Raw genomic sequence first — 22,991 nt, 5'->3', positions numbered from 1 at the left:
TTGCTTCCTATCGGAAGCTCTATCTATAACCTCAAAAGCTCCACTGGAGCTTTTGAGCAATCAGCTACCGCGCCAAAAGTTTTTTACCAAAACAAAGCAAGACTGAAAGACTTTTGTCTCAGCCTCCGTATAAATGATATACTCCCCTTATAGTGGACAGTGAAAAAACAAAAATTCACTAGAAACTATAAGGGGAGTTTTCATATATCCAAAAGAAGTCAAATCTTCGTTGAAGAAAAGCACGAATATCGCTGTGATTAAAGAAATAAAGCTGATTAGGCTGCTGATAACCCGTCGGCACAAGAACATTTGTGTACTCAAATATATAGGTTCTTGATTTTGCTCTACCAGCGAACCCCTGCCGATAATGATTCATTCCGTTTGGCCTTTTAATTTGACCACTGTTCCCAATGGCAATAGTGTTTCACTCATGTGTCGTCTCCTTTTCTGCCGCAAATATCACTTTCCCCTGCTCATACTTCCGCACAGCTAAGAGCCAGCGGATAGGATTGTTTTGGAACAGAGAAATTACGACCACAGCTGGAAGAACCCCTGCTATTGGTGAAAATAATAATGAAAGATCGAACCACTCATGATTATAATAAGGAATAAGCATCCCTGGTATTCCAAACATACCTACAATTCCTACACAAAAGAGAAGAATGAAGATAATAAATATGAAAAAGAAAATTTTACCAAATGTGGCTTTCTTATCGGAAAAACCTCCCCAAATTAAACTGCTATTCACTGCAGCTTTAAATTGTTCTTCGTTTGCCAAAACTGTGGATCGAACATTTTTATACAAGGCCTTTTCCAACATATAAATACTGCCAACGAAAACTAAAAATATGGCTAATAAAATGATTAGAATCATCCTCTCGTTTAATCTAAACGGAGTAACGAATGAAAAAATCGCAAGTCCAGCACCTCCACCAAATAATGCAAAAGTAAAATCAAAGGAATGATGGCTCTATTGGTCCTTCTCGCACCTTCCGTATTTAAGAGAGCGCTTTTATCTGCTACTAACGCCTCTTTTGTTCGTGTGTTGTAATAGACGGCTTCTTCGCCGCTCTGTCCAATAAAAATTTTTTTCTCATATTTAATCACCACGGTTTTAAAACATCTTTATAATCGGATAATGCTAATTTCTCATGTCTAACTTCATCATAAGTTGTGGAAAAGAAATTTCCTACTAGGGTACCTAGATAAGCACCAGCAAGTGTTCCAACAACAGGAATTGGTATAGCAGAACCGATAACCGACCCAATAACAGTTGATGTCGCAGTTATCCCTGTATGGACTGCCGCATCCTGCAGGGCGACTTCATCACACACTTGTCTTTCCGATCCAGATAAGTTGATACACCAGATGCAACTGAACCAATGATCCCCATTTTTCCTAAATAATTGCCAGCTTTTCCAACAAGCGAAGTGGAGTTAGAAAGATCGTCCACTCCATCAAGCATTTTAACTTAATCAGAAGATTGCACTGCGTTATTCAAGTTCTTTAACTTATCCAATAACTTAGTTCCTGATCAGGCACCTTCAACCGCCTTCTTTTAAACTTCAATTTATTTTCCTTTCTTTCGTTTCTTGATTTGATATCTAACAAAACTAATAAGGTAGTCTAAACTCATAATAATGTAAAAAGTATTTGCCCCCCAGTTAACCCACGACGGCCTAACATCTTCGCTAGCCCCAATTTAGGTAAAACATAACCTCTTAGAACAGCCCATAAAACTGCTTCATAAATTAATCTAGGCGCTGTCTTCGTAGGAGTCAAAACGTTCCAAATATTTTGGCTTTCTATATCTTTTGGTACTTCTTCCCAATAACTCTTATCTTTGGTTCTCAAATAAAGTAAATAAGCTACTTCTACAATCAATCGAGAAAAGGCGCCGATAAAAAACAAGGTACAAAAGATGCCAAACAATTGCTGACCATAGCCAAATATAATACCCCCAAAAGTCCCACCAAGAACGGTAAGACCAAATATAATCCACAATGATGGCTTACTAAAAACGCTAGAAGCAGCAAAATAGTTGGCATTGGTCCGCTGTTCTGAAAAACCTCTGCTTAACTGTTCTCTTAACCAACGTATATTATAAAGAAGCAGTCCCAAAAAGAAAAGAAAGGAAAAGAAGAAAAAATATACCGAATAGCGCACCGAACCCATTAATGTATCATTTGTAAAAATAATCAGTATGTACCCTGTCAAAACAAGTGATAACAATAAGCCATTTATCATGATTAAAAGCATGCTCGTTCCAAAAACTTGATGTTTATAGATTAGTTTTTTATCAAAAGAAAGCAACTGGCATACCACCAAGAACAACATATAAAAACATAAAAATATAAAAATATAATTCGTAAAAGGATTTACGTTATATTGTTCTTTTATATAGAAAAAAATATATATTGACTCAATTACAAAAAAGAATAAACCTGCCCAAGCAAGCTTCAGCATCCCCACAGAAGCCCGTGTGGAGCCCAACGCCTGAAAATATTCTTTGTTCAATTCCTCTCGCTTTAAATCAGTGTTATTTTTAATCACTTTCCACCTCCAAAGAAATTAGCAATAGAATCGCCTACTCCTTTAGCAAATGACTGAGCATGACCAACTACGCTCTTCTCACCTATAGGCGTATTGATTATTGTATTTATTACCATCCCAGCTAAAGCACCTACAGCTGTCCCCAATGTTGCTTAAATGTTGTTAAAGCATTCATCAACCGCCTTCTTTTAAACTTCAATTTATTTTCCTCTCTTTCGTTTTTTGATTTGATGCAGAACAAGACTAGTAATCGCATCTAAGCCAATCGTATAACCAAAAATCCTTACAGTCCATGTTAGCCAAATTGGACTATTTGCCACATCTATATCCATCGCTCGTATATAAGACATCAAACTAAAAAACAAAACGACTTCAATAATTAAGCGAGATTTTGCTTTTCTGACATCCAGAACTTTCAACAGACTCTGCTCTGTCAATTCCTCTGGAACTTCTTCCCAATAAGACTTATCTTTTATTCTCAGATAAAGTAAATAACCTACTTCGACAATTAGCCTAGAGAAGGCACTGATAAATAAAACATTCCCTGATACTCCTAAAATGCTATTCCATGATCTTGTTAGGATAGCTGCTGCTACTACTCCTAAAATAGTAAGAGCAAAAATAATCCACAATGATGTCTTACTAAAAACGCTAGAAGCAGCAAAATAGTTGGCATTGGTCCGCTCTTCTGAAAAGCCATTTTCTAATTGTTTCTTTAGCCATCTTAAATTATAAAAAATTAAGCCCAAAAAGAAGATGAAAGCACTAGACCAATAAATAATTGTGTATATAAAAGAGTTTTTTAATACATTATTGGCTAAGATTATAATGACAAATCCCATTAAAACCAAGGATAGAAGCAAGCCATTAATCATTGCAAAAAGCAAAGCTGTACTAAAAGCTTGGTGCCTAAAAATCAATTTTGGACTAAAAGAGACTATTTGGCAGAACAGAAAAAAGACATCATAAGCCAATAAAAATAAGAAAGCTGCATTTGAAAAAGGATTTTGATGAAGCTGATTTTCTACAAAATAATATACATGCGCTAAGCCAATGCTTAGAACAAATAAGCCAGGCCAAGCAAGCTTCAGCATCCCCACAGAAGCCCGTGTGGAGCCCAACGCCTGAAAATATTCTTTGTTTAGAATTTCTGATGTCTTCTCTTCTTTTTTCATTTCTTACCTCTCAATAGAAAAACCTTTACCATCAAATAGATTCTTAAATAAATTTTTAGTACCTTGAACTAGATTAGTTTGTGTGCCCGGAATATCTACTTCATTAATTAGCTGAAATCCCTTCATTTCCATCCTGTAACATACTAATTCCATTGTTCCAATCTTCCACGGAAATTCCTAAAAATTCCGCCGCTCTCTTTGCATCAGACTCTTGCATCTCTTTCAGCTGCTGTTTAATACCTTCTGGCACTCTATTCGGATAGCGTGACTCATACTCCTGAAGGGTCTTCGTCTCTTCATCTGTTAAGGATTTGCTGGGCTTCCTGCACCCGTGCATTGGCCGCATCCAGCTGACTTTGCAGACTGGCAATTCGGGCTGCGTCTCCTTTGGCCGGTTTCGATTTGGATTGCAGTCCGGAAATGGAGGCACTCAGGGCCATACAGCCCCTTGAAGCACTGTCTATCTCCGCACGAAGCTGGGCTTCATCCAGATTCTCCGCACCGCATCTTGCCGCATAGCTGTCCGCCAGACTATTAGCCGCATCCGCCACCGCTTCGGAATAGAGAATACAGCCCTGATAATAAATAGGGAACCATGACGCCCGTCGCATAGGCACGGGCCGAGTCATAACCGCTTCCCAATAACTCTCCTGCGCTGCCGCCAAAACTCTCAAAAGCTGAAATCAAGCTCCGAAAGCCCGCAACCCGCGACTGCGAGGCCGAGGACAGGCTCGAGGACTGCGTTTGCAGGCTGCCGTAGTTTACCTTTACCATATACTTCCTTTCTGTTAGTGAATTTAGATTACTGAAATCTTTAGCTAAAACTTTATCAACCTATTGCTTATCACGCTCCAGCTTTTTACGCTGATCATGCAGAGCAGTTAATTGCGTCTGATAAGCTTGGTAGCGTTTCTTAATCGCTTTGTCTTCTTCCTCAAAGTCAACTTTCAGCGTCCGTGTAGTAGACTATATCATCTAAAAGATAATGGTAAAAAGCTGAATGAGACGAAGTTACTCCTAGATCCAACAAGTTCTTAAAGTGAAATAGGGCGCTGCCTTGTGAGGACATCACATCCTCTCGCGTCACCTTGAACTGACGATATTCAACATCCAAATCCTCGATTTTATGTTCTAGTTCATACTGGCGACGATGTAACTCATCCAGCTGATCTTGTTTCGATTTTCCTTTTTTCATTATAACCTCTATATCAGTTCTTATTTTCCTAAATCAAATATAACCACTTAAGCGAGAGAATAATTAGTTTTTCATATTAATCATCTCTCCTTTTAGTGGTGCAATCTTATTCTTATCTGTTAACAATGAAAATTATTTAGTGATTTATTATTTTTCCATAATTATCACGTCTAACTCATCTTTAATAACTACTATTAATTACAATCTATTTATCATTTAATGCTAAATTAATTTTATCAACATCTCCCTTAGGTATTTCCGGATGTTCCCTAATCCATTCAGATAATCCTTTTTGAATTCGTTCCTCATTTTCACTTGCATATCCTTCAAAAACCACTTCACTTATGTCCTCATGATTAAAGTAGGTTATTTTTTCTGGTTCTAACCCAATCAACTGATTTACACCTGCATAATCAAAATAACAAAGTTCCTCCTTGATGCTAAAAATCGGATGGCGTAAAACTATCATTACTGGTATTGCTCCACCCTCTAAATAAACCACACTACCTAATGTCAATAACTTATTTGTTTTCACTCCTGCTCTCCTTTAAATATCTAAATAAATGTTATTTTCTTGTAAAATGATCTCACTTTGTTTTCTCTTCTATTTCAAATTCTACAATCTGATTGTTTTCGTTAATAACAATCCCATTATAAAATAAAATGATATAAAGTATAATTGGTATAATCAAAAACAGTCTCAACTGAACAAAATAGGAAAATAAAAATATTGGAAAAATAAAAACAAGAAATAAAAATGCATAAGCAACTATTTTTATAAAAACCGCTTTCATAATCACCAAAAACCAATCCCTTCTTTCACTGTTTTTAATGGCGTCAACGACCTAACTTTTCCAGTGTAGCTTAAATCCGCATTTCGTTCTCTAAGAAAATTTTTAAGTTTAATTTTCCTATACCAGGACACCAAGAAAAATGAAATTAATAAAACAAGAACTAAAATCAATAGATTTATACTACCTTGAACTAAACTTGCTGCATGATTTGTCGGACCTAACCATAACTCAAATGGAGTCAGCCAACGGATAAATGCTGATAACACAATTACTATTCCTAAATTAGTCAATCGCTTAGTGCTATTCAATCCTCGATCAGCAATATGATTATATAATGAATATTCTGTTTGATAAATTTTAAAAAATCTCTTAGAAGACAGACTATAATTTCTTTGCACAAGATATTCTTGACCTAAATCTGTCACAATCAGATACCAACCTTTTTGCACCGCCCTATCATTCAATGTGATATTAAAAATTTGGCCTTTAACTCTATATACATTTACCATGAAAATAACCCTTTGACACCATTAACCATATTATTCCAACCAGAAACAACAGCTTTCCCAACATTATCTTCAAATTTTTTCACCTCTGGGAAAGTCTCTCTCGCCCATTCATTTGCATATGCTATACCTACACCTATAGCAACTGTAGCGCCCAATCCTAAACTTATTGGATTGGCCATCATCCCCACTGAAGCCAACACTACACTCCCTCCTTCAACCAAAGCAATGGCTCCTGCAGTCGTTACAGTATTAGTAATTTCTTTCCCCCAAGCAACTTCTGCAGAATCCCCAAACAGCATGTCAATGCCAACACCTGCTATTAAACCCATTCCTGTACTAACACCTTTACCAATAGCTTTAGCTGTCCCTTTAATAGAATTCTCAGCCGCTTCTGTAGCAGCTCTAGTAGCTCCTGGTGTCATCCCCATGATTTTCCCGTTGCTCAAGACTGTTGAATATCTGTTTGCAAATATCTCAGCACTTTTTTCCATCGCTTTTTTAGCACCAACGTCAATAATCTTATCTTCAGCAGCACTGCTTATTTTTTCCACTGCAGTTGTTGTAAAAATATTTAGAAACCAAGCCCTGATAACCATCTGCTGAGGCACAGGCACTTGGAGACTCCGCACTGAATGCCCTCAGATTAGCTAGTTTTTCCTGAGTAGCAGTCAGTTGATTTTGCGCTGCCGTAAGCTGATTTTGTAAACTGCTAATTCTTGCCGCATCTCCTGCTGCCGGTTTAGCTTTAGATTGAAGACCAGAAATCGAAGCGCTTAGACTCATACAACCTCTCGTTGCACTATCAATCTCCGCTTGCAGCTGTTCCTCATCTAAATTCTCAGCTCCACACTTAGCTGCATAACTATCCGCCAGTGTGTTCGCCGCATCCGCAACTGCTTCAGAGTAGAGAATGCACCCTTTATAATAAAAGGACTCATGACACTTGTCGCATATGCACGGGCTGCATCATAGCCTGTTCCTATCAGCTCACCGCCGTTGCCACCGAAGCTGTCAAAGACACTAATCAACTGGTTGAAGCCTGCTACACGTGACTGCGAAGCAGAAGACATCGTGGAAGACTGTGTCTGCAGGCTAGCGTAATTTACCTTTACCATATACTTCCTTTCTGTTAGTGAATTTAGATTGCTGAAATCTTTAGCTAAAACTTTATCAACCTATTGCTTATCACACTCCAGCTTTTTACGCTGATCATGCAGAGCAGTTAATTGCGTCTGATAAGCTTGGTAGCGTTTCTTAATCGCTTTGTCTTCTTCCTCAAAGTCAACTTCCAGCGTCCGTGTAGTAGACTCAATATCATCTAAAAGATAATGGTAGAAAGCTGAATGAGACGAAGTTACTCCTAAGTCCAACAAGTTCTTAAAGTGAAATAGGGCGCTGCCTTGTGAGGACATTACCTCCTCCTGCGTCACCTTAAACTGACGATATTCAACATCCAAATCCTCTATTTTATGTTCTAGTTCATACTGGCGACGATGTAACTCATCCAGCTGATCTTGTTTCGATTTTTCTTTTTTCATTATAACCTCTATATCATTTTACCTCGGCTAATCTGTTTTTGCTGCTTATCTAAATCAAATATATCCGCTTTTAAACAAACGAGAGAAACCCCTGAAAATATAACTTTTTCTTGAGGGGTTCTCTATTTTAAAGCATTGGCTAATATTGAAAACTCTACAGCGTAATATTCTCTATGCTACTCTAAAGGGCCTGTTATTTTACCTTTCGGAATAGAAGTCCCTTGCTCTTTTATCCATTGTTGAAAGAACTCTCTAAAACGTTCTTCGCTATCGTTTATATAACCCTCAAATACGACTTTAGAGATATTTTCTTCATTAAAATAAAATACTTGATTAACATCCAAACCAATAGGATACTTACAAGCACTATAATCATACCATACTGTTTCATCACCTTCTTCAATGAGAGGAGCACGATTTAAAATCATCAAATCTTGGGACCCATCTTTCAAACGCATAATTGAACCGATACTTAACATTTTTTCTCCTTTTTTTCTTTTTTATTTTTATCCAGTAATTACTTGCCGGACGCATGAAAAACATATTCCCTATAAATAACCAAAATGTCAAAAATATTAACAATCCAATATGACCAATATAATTATCCATTATGTTCGTTAAAAAGGCGGCAATAATCATTACTGTAAACAACACTGACATAATATACGCAAAAATACTAAAAAGCAATTCTTTAACAAAACGAGGATAAAGGTATATCTTATGATAGCCCCTATTTTTTAATCCACTAGGGACTTCATAAGAAACTGTAAGCCATAAACGCAAACCAAAAACCAATAATACAATTAGAATAGCTAAAAAATTGCTAATTCTACTTGAATCAAATTTCAAAAATTGATTAATATCAAATACTCTTGATAGAAGCATGGCACCTACGCCAGTTCCTAAGCTATAGCCAAGACCATGTTTTTCAAAAGCCTCTTTTAACCGAGCATTCTTCTCCTCTGATTGGGACAATTGCTCATATTCTTCCTTACTCATCTCGTAACATCTGTGAGGCATAAAGTAAATCAACAAGGGAAAGAAGTAGACAATCAAAAAAGGGCGTTCTACATCCAGAAGATAATATCTATCCTCTGTTTTTAGTATGCGATATCGAAGGTTTTTTTTAGCCAAGGGCTCCATTTCAGCCTTTTTAAACATTTATATAATACCTTTCGTAACGTCAAGAGAAGGGATTCAAAGAAGCAAGTCCTCCAGAGAAAGCTTGTCCTATACCTGACACTGTATCTCCAATCCAATCACCTGCTGCTTTCATTCCTTTATCCAACTCTTTCCCAACATTGTCTAACGTGTCTCTCATCCCAAATGCATTATTCTCGTAGCCCCATTCAAAAAGTTTTACTGCACCGTATCCTACTGCAAAACCTGCTAAACCAGCCCAACCGACTGGCCCACCAGCTAACATAGCTATGGCACCACTTGTTACTCCTGAAGCTGCCCAACCGACCGCTGTACTTGCACCTGTATGTACAACTGCCTGCCCCAATGTCTTGCCTTCATTTGCAACATCATTCCAAACACCAAAGCCAAAGCCAAGCACTTTTGTTATTGGGTTATCTAGTATTTTGCCGACTTTTGCCATCTTAGCAGCTGACTGAGCATTATTACGAGCAACTCTGCTGAGATTCTCTCCAAGCATAACAAATCCATTTGGTCCACCTTGACTCGCGACTGTTGAAGCTCGAGTAAGTTCAGATAATGTTTTTGCTGATTTTGAAAGTAACCACTTTCCAGCCTCACCAATTCCCTCGCCAAAATTAGTCGCGTTTTCTAACCAAGAATTACCTTTTTTTGCGAATTCATTTGTTTGTTGCACTGAGCTATTGTCTACTTCCTTTTGCTTCTCAATATTTTTCTTCGCCTCATTTTGATCTAGCGCATGCTTGACATTTTCCAGTAAATTACTATTCGGATAGCGTGACCCATACTCCTGAAGGGTCTTCGTCTCTTCATCTGTTAACTCTTTCCCAGCATCTACCTTATCAATCAGGCTGCGGACTTTCATCTCCTCTGCCTTGACCTGCCGTGCTTGCTGGACATGCTGCAAGACAGAAGCGTCTACACGGTCCGGATACTCTGCCGCATAGCGTTCAATAGCCGTCAGCTCTGCTTCCGTCAGAGCTTCCCCATTGTATACCTTCTCCAATGCAGACAGATAGTTGTTCTCCAAAGCAATCTCCCGGTTAGCCCAGCCTTCATTGACAGCACTGATCCATATTAAAATATAGCATTTCTTCATTCGCGACTCCTGTTGGATATAGACAGGCCACATAATCAAAATATCCAATCGTTCCTTCTTTGTTGTATAGAGGGAAACGTCCAATAATCATTAAATCAATCTCTCCATTATGGAGGCGGACAACACTTCCAATCGGTAGTAAGTTATTCATTTGTTTATCCTTTCTTATTCGTATAACTTGGATTTAAAAACTGTTCAAAATGCCTTCGTTTTGTCAAAAAACCATTTGTAAAAAGAAAATATACTGAGAAAACTGACAAATCTATTGCAATTAAGAGAATAAGGTTAGGGTAGATAAAATAAAAGAAGCTGCCTAGAAAAATAACCAAAATCATAATAATCGTTAGCCATAAAACACCTAGATCATATTTTTTTAACCTTTTTTTAAAAGCTTCATACTCTGCTTGAGAAAAACTCACTGGATCAAGAATAATATTTTTATAGAGATTTTTGTTATGCATGATGGCTAACAAAATAGATACAAGGATAGAAGTTAGAAAAAACAGAACATTCAAAAGACTATTTGAAAAGACAAAATTAAAGATACCAAACTGGACAATTTGCAAACCAATCATTGTAGCTAGAAAAATCTTACCCTCAAATCCTGTACGATTAACTGTCTGTTGTTTCAAATCTCCGTGGCATAAATCTAAATAAATAGCCACATCATCATGAAAGCCTAAACTAATTAAATTTTTATGTGTATACACTTTATTTATCCAATTCTAATTTTTGAATGACAGAAGGCCATTTTTTCAGCTGATAGTCTGCGTTTAATAAAAATAAAGCCAACAAAGAGACCAGAAGTATGAGAAAGACATCTCCTGTATAACCTCCTATAAATAAAAATGTAGAAACCAAAATGACTAGATAGATAATAAGCTTTATTATCAGAAAAACGACTCGCCTCACTTTAAGAGTTTTTACGAAATGAATACGTGCTGACTCGTCAAGTGTATACTCTCGAAGTCTTAAACCGGATTGATATCGATTGGTAACATACTGAGCTAACAGATAAGAGAATCCAATCAGAAGTATCGATAAGATAATCCTAGTGCTACTGTTTTCAAATAAATTTGTTTTTTCAATGATGCCCAGCAAGATTCTCAACACAAAAACCGTTATCGGAACTAAAATATAGGACCAATAATTTTGGGTTTGCTCTTCTTCCAGTAGAAGGTTATTTTCAAAATCAAAATGAAATACTCTATTCTCATAGGCACCTAAATTAACTAACTTCGTTCTTTTTTTCAACTGCATGCACCTCAAGTATTAACCAAAAGCGGAACCCAGACCTGAGAAGAAACCGCCAACTACAAAGGAAGCCGAAATCCCTCCTCGTGCTTGGCTGACTGCCCCTTGATAAACATCCGCTGCTGCACAGGCACTCGGGGACTCCGCAATGAAGACTAGGAGATTGTCCAGTTTTTAACGATAGGCATGACAAAGCCACTGCCATTAAAAACGGTAACTATCTGGTAAAGTGAGATGTAGCAACTCCCATTTTATTTTTTTCTGGTTCAGAAATAATTTCCAATTGCTTCAAATGGTTTATTTTCCAATCACTATCCTGTGGCAGGGGCTTAGCTCTACCGGCTAAATATTGATCATAAAACTGATGAAATTGACGATTTTTCCTCTTACTACCGAGCAACTTCAAAGTAAGAGAGCTATTTTCTCCATTTTCTGTTTCTACGTCGCCAACTATAAAAAAAGGATATTCATAGCTGCCACGGGCGGCATGATTGCTTTTTCCATAGTAAAAGGTAACAGATGATAGGACAAAGCGATGACGTTTAAAGTTTCTTAAAACAAGTAAATACTGGCCATCAAGCTCGATTTTTCCCATAAAAGCAAAGACCAGTCAGCCTATTGTTAGCATTAAACCTATTGAACCCAGGAAATAAAAAAGATTCATCAACAAATTTTCTTCTAAAAAAATATTGAAAAAACTTATAATAATCATTAAGCCGAACAGAGTAATCAGGTAGATTCCCTTTCTTGAATATATCGCAATCGTTTCTTTCATTGTCGATGTTACCTTCCTTCTAGTACTTTCAAATACTTCGTTTTTTTAAATTGGCCAGTCAGCAGTAAGAGTAAGAAAAAATACCACATAGAAAATGCCAGAAATAAAGTCATAAAATGACTAAATAGGAAATAAAGCCAGCAAAAACCTGCTGTCAAAAGCGCAAAGAGAAGAATAATAGCATATGTTTTTATTCCATTGGACCTCTGGACGGCAAAATAATCTTGAGGAATCTCGTAGGGCTCTATTTCTACGACTGTTTTCTCTCTCCGGCTTTTAAACTGATAAAGAGCCAGCAAAAGCATCAAAAGAAAGGAAAGAAGCAAGGGAAACAAACCCTGTATAACTAACATCTCTGAAAACACATAGACAGCGTAGGATAAACCTGCACTCGGAAGGTAGATTATCGGAAAAGGCACACTATCACCGACAAAAAGTTTATTTTTCTCAATATTATAGAATACTGTCCTTTTTACATTTCCCTGGTCTGCTCCAAATTCGATTAAATTCGATAGTTTTTCTTTCATTTCATATCCTCGCCATCCATCTGAATTTCATAAAAACTATTCTTCATTTGGTTTTTCTACTTTAAATTGTGGATAGGTAATATTTTCTCGCTCCTTCGCAAAAGTTTTCTGCTCCTCTTCCTCTGCGATATCTATATAACCTTCAAAATAGACCTCAGCTATAACCTCAGAATTGAAGAAATAAAACTGTGATCCGTCTATCCCTGTGGGATATATACATGAACTGTATTCAAAATAACCAATTTGACCCTCGTTTTCATAAATCGGAAACCGACTTACTATCATTAATTTTGTATCTCCATTTCCTAATTGGACTACACTTCCAATACTATTAGTGGCAGTCCCTGCTAGATTATCTGCGGAGCTTATAGTTGATGAAACTACGTTATTTAACAGAGAAACAAGTGGAAAAATCCAGAATTTTCAAGGTGCTAAAAGGAAAATATCCTGAATATCCTGCAGCCGGTCAATTTTCTGGTTGAGCTCTGGTCTGCAGTCACAGAAGTTGATACTCTGGATGCCGCTGTTAGCAGCCACCTCCACATCCAGCGTTCGGTCGCCGATATAGTAGGTGGAAGCCCTATCAAGCTTGTACTTGTCCAGCAGATAGACTACGCCCTCTGGATGGGGTTTGCGGGCAAAGCCATTGGCTGTCGTGATGATTTCGGTGAAATAATCCAAAATCCCCAAATCTTCCAAAACCTGATAGGCATTGGGCCCCTTGTGGGTATAGACAAACTGAGCAATCCCCTGCTCCCTGGCCCAGGCCAGAATATGCTCTGCCCCCTCCATGAGATGAATCTGAGCATTCTTCTCCCGCAGGCTCTTCCCCCGAAAGGCATTCATCTCCGCGGCATCAAGTCCCTTTTCTGCAGCTGCTTCTTCCAGTAGTTGCTGAACGGAGTGCTGCAGGATATAGGCGCGGATGCTTTCCCGGTCAAAATCCAGACCATAGTGCTGATAGGTTTCTTCAATGCCGGCCAAAATGGCCTCATAGGAGTCCAGCAGGGTGCCGTCCAAATCCCAAATAAATGCTTTTGTCATGTCCGTTTCCTCATTTTTCTGTGATACAAAGCCGCTAAGAGCAGCCAGCGAAAGCCATTATCCAGCAGGGTCGCTGCCCAGACACCCGGCAGGCCGAGACCGCAGCTGATTCCTAAGTAATATCCAGCGAAAATCCGAATCCCCCACATCCCTACTGTCGTTGCGTAAAAGGGCAGCTTGGCATTGCCCAGCCCCTGCCAGACCGCTGTATAAATCACCGTCCCGGCTGCCATGGGAACACCCAGCAGGGAAAAGAAAATCACAGACAGACTGGCTGCAACCGCTCCGCTATTGTCCGTATAAAGCTGGGTCAGAGGAGTGCCCAATGCAAAGATCAGCAGGGCCAGCGGCAGCATGAGGGCCAAGGTCAGCCCAAAAGTCCGCCGGGTCAGCAGCCTGACTGCCGCAAAATCACTTTCTCCCACCGCATGGGCCACCAGCATGACCGTTGCTGTCGCTACACCAAAGGCAGGCATGTGATTAAACTGAATCAGAACCTCACCGACTGCATTCCCGGCAACTACATCGGTCCCAAACCGGACCACAATCGCAACAATCACGACATCCCCGGCCCGCATCATGAGCCGCTCGCCAGCAGCCGGCAGCGACAGGCGCAGCAATTCTCCGTCCAGCTTCCAGCTCCAGCGGGCAAAGGGCAGACGCAGCTCCCGCCAGAGTATGAGCACTCCGACAAGGCGAGCCAAAACAGTGCCCAGCGCTACACCGATAATGCCCAAATGGAAAACGAAAATCCCCAGACTAGAAAAAAGAGCATTGAGCACATTGCTGAGAAGGCTGATATACATGGGAAGCCGTGGGTTATGAGTCACCCGGACCAGCGCTCCAAAAGTCGTCGTCAGACCCAAGAGAACGATGGTGCCGCCGACCAAAGCCAGATAAAGGCCGCCAGCCTCAGCCACAGCGGCTTCTGTGCCTAGAAGCTCCAGCAGCTGCCGCCCCCACAGAAGAGACAGCAGGCCCAGAACAAGGCTCAGCAGCAAGGTCATTTTGATGGCTTCTGTCGCATGATAGGCCAGATGTTTCTCATCTCCCTGCCCCAGACTTTTGGACATCAGACTGGAAACAGCCGCTCCCAGCGCAATAAAAACAGCCTGATAAATCGTAATGATATTGCCCGCTACCGACACGCCCGAAATGGCAATCAGACCCAGACTGGCTACCAGATAGCTGTCTACCATCCCCATGAGCATCTGCAGAAAATTCTCAGCTATAGCCGGCAGAGCAATATTTAGAATTTTTTTGTAACTTGTCATATCCGAAAACTCCTCTTTTGATTGTACACTTTTCTGACAGTTTTCTGAAATGCTCTGTTTCAGTTTTCCCTCTCAAAGAATCATAAAGAGGCTGGGACGAAAGTCCTTCAGCCTCGCTTTTTTTGGTAAAAAACTCTTGACGCGGCAGCTGATTGCTCAAAAGCTCCAGTGGAGGTTTTGAGGTTATAGATAGAGCTTCCGAGAGGAAGCAACAAAAGCACTGCTTTGACACAAACTGCGTTTGTTTTATCTCCAACCTCTCACAATCCCCCGGACTGTTTTGACACAAACTGCGTTTGTTTTATCTCCAACCTCTCACAGTCCCCCCGGACTGTGAGAGCCTCGCGGGCTGGGAGTGAAAAGGTTTGGGGAACCTTTTCAACCTGAGCTTAGAAACAAAAGAGTGAAGGGAACTAAATTTTTAAAAATTTAGTTCTTATACGGTATCTTCCAAAAGATCCATCCCTCTGTGGGTGAGGGCGCAGCCATCATGGGAGTCTGTCCCACCGCCTTTGACTGCTCTTTGTAAGCACCTGTATTCATAGTCCATAAAAATGGATCTACATCAGACTGCGCGGTGCGGTTCTGCTTTGATATTTGAAAAGCTGGCATCAGCTGTCCAGTCCCAGATAAGCCTCCACTGCAGCCTGCATCTGGTCAGCCGCGACGGTGGTCTTGTGGCGGACTGGTGCTGTTTCCAAGCCGTCAACAGCCGGCGGCACTGGCACGCCGGAAATTTCCTGCAGTTTGCTCAGGGCTGCAAAGTCACTGAGCCCGCTTTCTCCCGTTACGGCTTCTACTGCAACCACCGGGAATTTGTAAGGGCTGGCCGTTGAAGCAATGACCGTTTTTCTATCATCACCGCAGGACTGACGGTATTTTTGATAAACAGCGGAAGCCACTGCTGTATGCGGATCCTCGATGTAGGAGTCCGACTCATAGACCCGCCGGATTTCGGCGGCTGTCTCCGCCTCAGTCGCATAGTCAGCCGCAAAAAGGTCCAAGATAGCCTGATCAAAATCGGTCAGTTCGTACTGGCCGTGATGGGTCAGGGCTGCCATCAGCTCTGCTGTCTTTTCCGCACTGTTGCCAGACAGATGAAAAATCAGACGCTCCAAATTAGAAGAAACCAAAATATCCATAGACGGGCTGGAAGTGACCTTGAAGCTGCGTTTCTTATCATAGACCTGAGTCCTGAAGAAGTCGGTCAGGACATTGTTTTCATTAGAAGCGCAGATCAGCTTGCCGACCGGCAGGCCGATTTGCTTGGCATAGTAGGCTGCCAGGATATTGCCGAAGTTTCCAGTAGGAACGGTGAAGTTGACCTGATCTCCGGCCTGGATTTCCCCGTCCTTGACCAGCTGGGCATAGGCATAGACATAGTAGACAATCTGCGGCACCAAGCGCCCGATATTCATGGAGTTGGCCGAAGAAAACTGCAGTTTGTGCTCTGAGAGCCGTGCCCGCAGGGCAGCATCGTTAAACATATGCTTGACATTGGTCTGGGCATCGTCAAAGTTGCCGTCAATAGCCACCACATGGGTATTGGCCCCGGTCTGAGTGGTCATCTGCAGCTCCTGAACCTTGCTGACACCATCCTTGGGATAAAAGACGATAATCTCGGTCCCCGGAACATCCGCAAAGCCGGCCATGGCTGCCTTGCCGGTATCGCCTGAAGTCGCTGTCAGAATGACGATTTTATTTTCCAGACCGTGCTTTTTGGCAGCTGTTGTCATCAGGTGGGGCAGGATGGACAGAGCCATATCCTTAAAGGCAATGGTTGCCCCGTGGAAAAGCTCCAGATTGTACTGGCCGTCCAGCTTGACCAAAGGAGCAATAGCCGGCGTATCAAACTTGCTGTCATAAGCACCGGCGATACAGCGGTCCAGCTCCTCAGAAGTGAAATCATCTAAAAAGGCTGCCAGCACCAGCTTGGCGACTTCCTGATAGGAAGCATCCTTGAGCTGGCCAAAGTCCAGTGTCACCTGAGGATAGCTGGTCGGGGTAAAGAGTCCCCCATCTGTTGCCAAACCTTGCAGGATGGCCTGACTGGCTGTCACCGTATTTTGAGCATCGCGGGTTGATTGGTAAGCTAAAGTCATGAAAATCGTTCCTTTACATATAGTCCGTTCTATTATAACAGAATTTATCAGAAAATTCTCGCTTTTTTACAGGAAATTCGCTATCAAAAAAGCCCCGCATCAGCGAGGCTCCTATTCCCAGGGGAATAATGCTGTCAGTTTCCCTTACTCATTCATAGAAACGTGAACGTGGTCATAGTGGTTTTCGGTGGCGCTGCCGCGGTCTGGCATGCTGTTCCAAGTATTGGCCGGTCCGTAAATACTTTCATAAGGAGAATAGAACTGCTGCTGCCAGATGACATAAGAGATGCCGTTGCCGGACATGTCCGCTGTCGCATAGTCTGCGATTTGGTTGCCCAGCTCGGTATTGTCGCCGACGATAAAGTCAACAGCCAAGCCCTTGCCATGGTCGCCGCTGTCTCCCTCACGATAGAGGCTGAACTCGGTCACGCCGAACTGGCTGGCTACTTCTTCTTTGAAGGCAGCGGTCTGCGGCTGCAGGCCGGCATTGGCCGGATTTCCTGTGGCTACGCTGGCGGCATCTGTCACAGCAGGAGCATTATAGGCGGTTGGTTCTGCTTGAGCGGCAGCCTGACTGACCTCTTCCTGACCTAACTCTGGTGCTGCGGGAGTTTCCGCAGCTTGCGGTGCGGGCGCTTCCGGGGCTGGCTCGGCCGGAACCGCTTGGCTGACTTCATCAGCGTTAACCGGAGCTGGCGGCACGAGAGCGTCCTCATCACTTGGTGCTGCGGGAGCTGGCTCGGCTGGTGCCGGGGCTGGCGCAGCGTTTTCCTCAGCTGCTGCTGAAACATAGGCATCTTCAGGAGCTGCAGCAGGCTGAGCCGGTGCCGGAGCAGCTGGCGCAGCTTGATCATCGCCAAAGATCTCATCAGCTGTCAAATCCTGTGTGACAGGTCCTGCAGCATTTTCTGCTTGTGCTTGATAGCTTTGGATTTCAACAGAGGTGATTTCGTTGTGTTCGTTGGTGGTAATGCTCAGAACAGTGCCCGGGAAAATCAAATCCGCATTGGCAATCTGGTTAATCCTAGCCAAATCAGCTACATCAATATTCATAGCTTGAGCGATATTGCCCAAGGTGTCACCGTACTGGACAGTGTAGGTCTGCTGATTTTCATTGCTGGTGATATCTGCTTTGATTTGGTCAACCGTTCTGGCTGTCCAGTTCTCCGACTTTTCTTCAGCCTGAGCATTCATCAAAGGAAATACCGATAAAGCAAGGGTTGAGGCTAAGAAAACTTTTTTGTTCATTTTCATTTGCATAAAATACCTTCCTAATCATTCATGATGAAAACTATCATACCACATTTTTGCCAAGAAAAAAGCCCTTGGAGCTTTATTTAACGGAACTGTCTGCCCACTGTAACATGGAGACTTACTTGTAATATATTATCAATAACTAGTAATATTCAGACGGCATTTATTAACCCGCTGGCCGTCCACAGCTAGCAGTCCGCAGTAAAAAAGCTGCTCAATATTCTCCTTGGCATCACCGTTTTTTGAGCTGTCTATGAGCGGATTGATTTCATGGAAAAAAGAGAACTGGACTCAGATTCATCAAACCCCTCATCCAGTTCCTATTTTTTGTCAGATCGGCTGACATACTCTTCGCTATACTGAACTGAACCCGCCCTAAGCTCTGGGCAAAAAAGAGAAAATCTCCTAGAAGCGGTCGCTTCTTCGTCCATTTTCCTATTGAAGCTCCCTATTCTCTCTGCTGCAACTGAGCCAAACTGAGCTGCGGCTAAAAACTCGGAAAAAAGAGAACTGGACTTGGATTCATCGAATCCTTCGTCCAGTTCCTATTTTTCTGTCGTTTTTTAACGCCTCCGCATCTTATTTCACCTTCATCATTCGGACGAGGCTGGCTCGTTCGGCTTCTTCCAGTTTCATTTCGATATAGTAAATGGTTTCTTTGAGGTCGGGAATGGTGGCGTATTCGAGTCCGTTGACTCGGCGGCGGGTTTTTTCGATTTCATCGGCCATGAGCTGGCAGCTTTTCTCGATTTCGGCCAGGTGCAGCAGGTCGGGCAATAGACTGCTCATATCCTCAATCGTCTGGTCCATCTGGCTGTTAGAAGCGACATAGCTGTAAGAAAAATCTCCGTCATCGTCACCGTAGGGCTTATCAATCCGAGCATGCATCTTGGGCACGCGCACACTCATGATATTCTCTGGCTCAATCTGCAGACTGACCTCCCGCATAGGCACAGCAAAAATCTCCTCGACCATGAGGTCGCTCTCTAAGGCCTTGGCCATGACAAAGTCCTGCATATGACCGACCAGAGCGGTCTCGACCTTTTTTCGGAGCCGGTCATTTTCCCGAACAGCCTCAATAAAGCGGCGCATCAGCTCATCCCGCTTGTCTTTGAGCAGTTTATGCCCACGGACAGCTGTCTGGAGCCGGTCTTTGAGTTGGTTCAGTTCCATCCGGGTCGGCTTGACATTGAGTCGTGTCATGGCTTATTCCTCCTTGGTCTGGGGCAGGTAGTGGTCAATCATCTCATCCTTAATCCGCTTGAGCTCGGTTCTCGGCAGGATAGATAGGAGCTGCCAGCCCAAATCCAGACTTTCCTCGATGGATCGGTTGGTATTAAAACCTTGATTGATGTAGTCCTGCTCAAAGCGATCGGTAAACTGGACATAGAGTCTGTCGGTGTCGGACAGGGCAGATTCTCCCAAGACAACCGCCAGCTCCTTGGCCTGCTTGCCCTGAGCATAAGCTGCAAAGAGCTGGTTCATGGTAGCCGCATGGTCGCCTCTGGTCTTGCCCTCGCCGGATCCCTTGTCCTTGAGCCGGGAGAGGGAAGGCAGGACGTTGATGGGCGGCCGATAGCCGCTGTTATAAAGGTCGCGGGATAAGATGATCTGCCCCTCGGTAATATATCCTGTCAAATCAGGAATCGGATGGGTGATGTCATCCTCCGGCATGGACAGGATGGGAATCTGAGTGACCGAGCCTTTCTTGCCCACCAGACGGCCGGCCCGCTCATAAAGAGTGGACAGGTTGGTATAGAGATAGCCCGGATAGCCGCGGCGGCCCGGCACTTCACGGCGGGCAGCTGATACTTCCCGCAGGGCCTCACAGTAATTGGTCATATCAGTCATGATGACCAGGACGTGCATATCTTTCTCGTAGGCCAGGTATTCGGCAGCTGTCAGAGCGATCCGCGGAGTGGCAATCCGCTCGATGGCTGGATCATTGGCCAGGTTGATGAAGAGCACCGAGCGGTCAATGGCACCTGTTTCCCGCAGGTCGTTCATGAAGAACTCAGCCTCTTCAAAGGTAATGCCCATGGCCGCAAAGACCACCGCAAAATTTTCCTCGCTATTGAGCACCGTCGCCTGACGGGCAATCTGAGCAGCCAGCTCCTTATGAGGCAGACCAGATCCAGAGAATACTGGCAATTTTTGCCCCCGAACCAAGGTATTGAGGTGGTCGATGGCCGAGATACCCGTCTGGATAAATTCATCCGGATAATCACGGGCGACTGGATTGATGGCCTGGCCGTCAATATCCAGATATTTCTCAGGCAGAATGTCCGGTCCGCCGTCAATGGGCTTGCCCATGCCGTTGAAAATCCGGCCGACCATGTCTTCGGACACCGGCAGCTCCAGCGGATGGCCTGTAAAGCGGACCTTGGCTTTTTCCAGATTGATCCCGCTGGAACCCTCAAAAAGCTGGACCATGGCCTTGTCTTCCTGAACTTCCAAGACCTGCCCCTGGCGCTTGCTGCCATCATGCAGCTGGATTTCTACCAATTCATTAAAATGGACACCCGCCACTTGATCGACAATCATCAGAGGGCCGACCACCTCGCTGACAGTTCGGTATTCTTTAATCACCTTCATTATCAAGTCCTCCTTGTGCCACGATGTGATGCAGACAGTCCTTAACAGTCTGATGCAAGGTCTCAATCTCCTCTAAGCGGTCCTCATGGATAAATTTGCTGCGGGCCAGACGGTCGCGCAGCTCCACCGTTCCTTCCATGATTTCCTGCAAATAAGCCCCCAAATCCAGAGCTTTGTTCGCTTCCTCATCAAAGGTCAGGATATTGGTCAAAAGGACGACCTGCTTCCTAAAGGAAGTAAAGGTATCAACCTCGTCAAAGGCATTCTGCTGCAGGTAATCTTCCCGCAGCATCTTGGCCGTATTCATGGTCAGGCGGTCCCTTTCAGACAGGGAGTCCAGGCCCACCAGGCGCACGATTTCCTGCAGTTCGCTCTCCTTTTGCAGGATAGTCATGGCCTTGGTGACCTTTTCTGCCCAAGCAAGCCCCTCCCGCCGGTCGATAGAAGCCCCCACCTCATCCAGATAGAGGGAGTAAGAGCTCAGCCAGTTGATGGCTGGAAAATGGCGGCGCTGAGCCAGCTGGGCATCCAATCCCCAAAAGACTTTGACAATGCGCAGGGTGTTCTGAGTGACCGGCTCGGAAATATCCCCGCCCGGCGGCGATACGGCTCCGATAGCCGTAATAGAGCCTTCCCGCTCGCTGCTGCCCAGCGTCTTGACCCGGCCGGCCCGCTCATAGTACTCCGCAATCCGGCTGCCCAGATAGGCTGGATAGCCTTCATCGCCCGGCATTTCCTCCAAACGGCCGGACATTTCCCGCAGCGCCTCAGCCCAGCGAGAGGTCGAATCCGCCATAATGGCCACGGAATAACCCATGTCACGGAAGTATTCTGCAATAGTAATCCCTGTGTAAATCGAGGCCTCCCGGGCCGCCACCGGCATATTGGAAGTATTGGCAATCAGGACCGTCCGCTGCATGATGGACTGACCCGTAGCCGGATCAAGCAGCCCGGGGAATTCATGGAGCACATCGGTCATTTCATTGCCCCGCTCGCCGCAGCCGACATAAATGACAATATCCACATCGGCAAACTTAGCCACCTGATGCTGGACGACCGTTTTACCTGCTCCGAAAGGGCCGGGAACGGCTGCTGCTCCGCCCTTGGTCACTGGGAAGAAGGTGTCAATGACCCGCTGACCCGTCACCAAAGGCTCAAGGGGAATCAGTTTCTGAGCAAAGGGGCGCCCCTTGCGGACCGGCCATGTCTGCATGAGACTGCCGCTGAATACACTGCCGTCGTCCTGCTCAATCTCATACACCGTATCTTCCACGCTGTAGCTGCCAGCCGCGATCTTAGTCAGGCGGCCCTCAATGCCGACCGGCACCATGATACGGTGCTCGACCAGATGTGTCTCCTGAACGGTACCGACAATATCTCCAGCCTCAACCCTATGGCCGACAGACAGACTTGGGACAAACGCCCACCTGGCTTCTCGGTCTAAGTTTGGCAGCTGCACGCCGCGAATGAGAAAGTCGCTCTCGGTCTCACTTTGGAAACGTTCCAGAGGCCGCTGGATGCCGTCAAACATCTGAGAAAGCAGCCCCGGCCCCAGCTCGACTGAGAGCGGGCGGCCGGTCGTCTCCACCGGCTCACCCGGCCCAAGACCGGACGTTTCCTCGTAAACCTGAATGGATGCCTGGTCGCGCCGCATCTCTATAATCTCGCCAATCAAGCCCAAGTCACCGACCCGGCAGATGTCCTGAATATTGGCCTCCTGCATCCCTGATGCCACCACCAGAGGACCGGAAACTTTGATAATCTTTCCTTGCTTCACAATCTTCCTCCATTCTTGGGAGATTTTTGCTGCTACTCAATGAAAATCATCAGCAAACTAGGCAGCTCGCCGCTGACGTAGTGTGAAGCTGATTTTTGAAGAGTATATTTTGATGCTTATGTTAAAAAGCAGACAGGGCTTGTTTTTGCCGTCCCTGTTCATCGAAATTCTCTGGCTTCAGCCATGCTTCCAAGCGCTTCTTGGCCGCCGGCCAGTCGCTGTCAATCATAGACAGCCAGTCTGTGTCACGAGTGCGTCCCTTGTAAACCACTGCTTGGCGGAAGGTTCCCTCATAGGTAAAGCCTAATCTTTCTGCCGCTCGGCGTGAGGCCTGATTCAGAGCATCACACTTCCACTCATAGCGG

26 protein-coding genes and 1 pseudogene are annotated in these 22,991 nt (G+C 43.9%); all 27 read right to left on the bottom strand.

All coding sequences use genetic code 11. The annotated features are described in order from the left end of the window. Window positions 1-424 precede the first annotated feature (424 nt). Window positions 425-1,104 (bottom strand): annotated as a pseudogene (locus tag STRDD11_RS12570) (hypothetical protein). After that, on the bottom strand, window positions 1,104-1,334 hold the full coding sequence (locus tag STRDD11_RS12565) for a hypothetical protein (protein WP_128837588.1): 231 nt from the start codon (window positions 1,332-1,334) through the stop codon (window positions 1,104-1,106). Before STRDD11_RS12565 ends, STRDD11_RS12570 begins: the two are co-directional and overlap by 1 nt. A 298-nt stretch (window positions 1,335-1,632) precedes the next feature. Then, the gene (locus tag STRDD11_RS12560; protein WP_128837587.1) at window positions 1,633-2,553 is read right to left on the bottom strand and encodes a hypothetical protein; all 921 of its coding nucleotides are present in this window, start codon (window positions 2,551-2,553) and stop codon (window positions 1,633-1,635) included. 200 nt (window positions 2,554-2,753) lie between these two features. Next, entirely contained in the window at window positions 2,754-3,728 is a 975-nt protein-coding gene (locus tag STRDD11_RS12555; RefSeq protein WP_241209462.1) for a hypothetical protein, read from the bottom strand. Between the two features lie 296 nt (window positions 3,729-4,024). Then, window positions 4,025-4,357, bottom strand: coding sequence for a hypothetical protein (locus tag STRDD11_RS12550; protein WP_128837586.1), 333 nt, complete (start codon window positions 4,355-4,357; stop codon window positions 4,025-4,027). Window positions 4,358-4,668: 311 nt separating this feature from the next. After that, window positions 4,669-4,923, bottom strand: coding sequence for a hypothetical protein (locus tag STRDD11_RS12545; RefSeq protein ID WP_128837585.1), 255 nt, complete (start codon window positions 4,921-4,923; stop codon window positions 4,669-4,671). A gap of 205 nt (window positions 4,924-5,128) precedes the next feature. Then, complete coding sequence (locus tag STRDD11_RS12540) at window positions 5,129-5,458, bottom strand: DUF4176 domain-containing protein (protein ID WP_128837584.1); 330 nt, start codon at window positions 5,456-5,458, stop codon at window positions 5,129-5,131. Between the two features lie 261 nt (window positions 5,459-5,719). Beyond that, window positions 5,720-6,226 carry a hypothetical protein gene (locus STRDD11_RS12535; RefSeq protein ID WP_128837583.1) on the bottom strand — a complete coding sequence of 169 codons (507 nt, stop codon included), beginning with the start codon at window positions 6,224-6,226 and terminating at the stop codon, window positions 5,720-5,722. After that, a complete protein-coding gene (locus STRDD11_RS12530; RefSeq protein ID WP_128837582.1) occupies window positions 6,220-6,840 on the bottom strand; it encodes a hypothetical protein in 621 nt (206 codons plus the stop codon). Before STRDD11_RS12530 ends, STRDD11_RS12535 begins: the two co-directional genes overlap by 7 nt. Window positions 6,841-7,401: 561 nt before the next feature. After that, complete coding sequence (locus tag STRDD11_RS12525; RefSeq protein ID WP_128837581.1) at window positions 7,402-7,764, bottom strand: hypothetical protein; 363 nt, start codon at window positions 7,762-7,764, stop codon at window positions 7,402-7,404. 176 nt (window positions 7,765-7,940) lie between these two features. Then, a complete protein-coding gene (locus tag STRDD11_RS12520) occupies window positions 7,941-8,243 on the bottom strand; it encodes a DUF4176 domain-containing protein (RefSeq protein ID WP_128837580.1) in 303 nt (100 codons plus the stop codon). Next, window positions 8,164-8,925, bottom strand: a complete 762-nt coding sequence (locus STRDD11_RS12515; protein WP_241209461.1) for a DUF443 domain-containing protein — start codon at window positions 8,923-8,925, stop codon at window positions 8,164-8,166. Before STRDD11_RS12515 ends, STRDD11_RS12520 begins: the two co-directional genes overlap by 80 nt. A 22-nt stretch (window positions 8,926-8,947) precedes the next feature. Continuing rightward, window positions 8,948-10,024: a hypothetical protein gene (locus STRDD11_RS14815; protein WP_241209460.1), complete on the bottom strand. Its 1,077-nt coding sequence runs from the start codon at window positions 10,022-10,024 to the stop codon at window positions 8,948-8,950. Then, the gene (locus tag STRDD11_RS12505) at window positions 9,981-10,175 is read right to left on the bottom strand and encodes a DUF4176 domain-containing protein (RefSeq protein WP_128837579.1); all 195 of its coding nucleotides are present in this window, start codon (window positions 10,173-10,175) and stop codon (window positions 9,981-9,983) included. Before STRDD11_RS12505 ends, STRDD11_RS14815 begins: the two co-directional genes overlap by 44 nt. A gap of 4 nt (window positions 10,176-10,179) precedes the next feature. Beyond that, a complete protein-coding gene (locus STRDD11_RS12500; protein ID WP_128837578.1) occupies window positions 10,180-10,734 on the bottom strand; it encodes a hypothetical protein in 555 nt (184 codons plus the stop codon). A gap of 1 nt (window position 10,735) precedes the next feature. After that, window positions 10,736-11,278 carry a hypothetical protein gene (locus tag STRDD11_RS12495; RefSeq protein WP_128837577.1) on the bottom strand — a complete coding sequence of 181 codons (543 nt, stop codon included), beginning with the start codon at window positions 11,276-11,278 and terminating at the stop codon, window positions 10,736-10,738. A gap of 217 nt (window positions 11,279-11,495) precedes the next feature. Next, entirely contained in the window at window positions 11,496-11,873 is a 378-nt protein-coding gene (locus STRDD11_RS12490; protein ID WP_128837576.1) for a hypothetical protein, read from the bottom strand. A 188-nt stretch (window positions 11,874-12,061) separates the two neighbouring features. Then, a complete protein-coding gene (locus STRDD11_RS12485) occupies window positions 12,062-12,580 on the bottom strand; it encodes a hypothetical protein (RefSeq protein WP_206512723.1) in 519 nt (172 codons plus the stop codon). A 36-nt stretch (window positions 12,581-12,616) separates the two neighbouring features. Beyond that, window positions 12,617-12,907, bottom strand: a complete 291-nt coding sequence (locus STRDD11_RS12480) for a DUF4176 domain-containing protein (protein ID WP_277593119.1) — start codon at window positions 12,905-12,907, stop codon at window positions 12,617-12,619. Window positions 12,908-13,003: 96 nt separating this feature from the next. Next, window positions 13,004-13,624 carry an HAD-IA family hydrolase gene (locus tag STRDD11_RS12475; protein ID WP_128837574.1) on the bottom strand — a complete coding sequence of 207 codons (621 nt, stop codon included), beginning with the start codon at window positions 13,622-13,624 and terminating at the stop codon, window positions 13,004-13,006. Continuing rightward, the gene (locus STRDD11_RS12470; RefSeq protein WP_128837573.1) at window positions 13,621-14,898 is read right to left on the bottom strand and encodes an MATE family efflux transporter; all 1,278 of its coding nucleotides are present in this window, start codon (window positions 14,896-14,898) and stop codon (window positions 13,621-13,623) included. Before STRDD11_RS12470 ends, STRDD11_RS12475 begins: the two co-directional genes overlap by 4 nt. Window positions 14,899-15,509: 611 nt before the next feature. Further along, the gene (thrC, locus tag STRDD11_RS12465; RefSeq protein WP_128837572.1) at window positions 15,510-17,000 is read right to left on the bottom strand and encodes a threonine synthase; all 1,491 of its coding nucleotides are present in this window, start codon (window positions 16,998-17,000) and stop codon (window positions 15,510-15,512) included. 144 nt (window positions 17,001-17,144) lie between these two features. Beyond that, window positions 17,145-18,254 (bottom strand): LysM peptidoglycan-binding domain-containing protein, encoded by a 1,110-nt coding sequence (locus STRDD11_RS12460; protein WP_128837619.1) that lies wholly within the window; start codon window positions 18,252-18,254, stop codon window positions 17,145-17,147. 579 nt (window positions 18,255-18,833) lie between these two features. After that, on the bottom strand, window positions 18,834-19,457 hold the full coding sequence (locus STRDD11_RS12455) for a V-type ATP synthase subunit D (RefSeq protein ID WP_128837571.1): 624 nt from the start codon (window positions 19,455-19,457) through the stop codon (window positions 18,834-18,836). Window positions 19,458-19,460: 3 nt separating this feature from the next. Further along, window positions 19,461-20,849, bottom strand: coding sequence for a V-type ATP synthase subunit B (locus STRDD11_RS12450; protein WP_128837570.1), 1,389 nt, complete (start codon window positions 20,847-20,849; stop codon window positions 19,461-19,463). Further along, window positions 20,836-22,626, bottom strand: coding sequence for a V-type ATP synthase subunit A (locus tag STRDD11_RS12445; RefSeq protein WP_128837569.1), 1,791 nt, complete (start codon window positions 22,624-22,626; stop codon window positions 20,836-20,838). The genes STRDD11_RS12450 and STRDD11_RS12445 overlap by 14 nt, the downstream gene beginning before the upstream one ends. A gap of 121 nt (window positions 22,627-22,747) precedes the next feature. Next, window positions 22,748-22,991 (bottom strand): GNAT family N-acetyltransferase (locus tag STRDD11_RS12440; protein WP_164828499.1); only part of this gene is annotated, 244 nt, incomplete at its 5' end.

It is taken from the genome of Streptococcus sp. DD11, from assembly GCF_001578865.1.
Classification (GTDB): domain Bacteria; phylum Bacillota; class Bacilli; order Lactobacillales; family Streptococcaceae; genus Streptococcus; species Streptococcus panodentis.
This window is presented reverse-complemented; position numbering and strand designations above follow the sequence as displayed.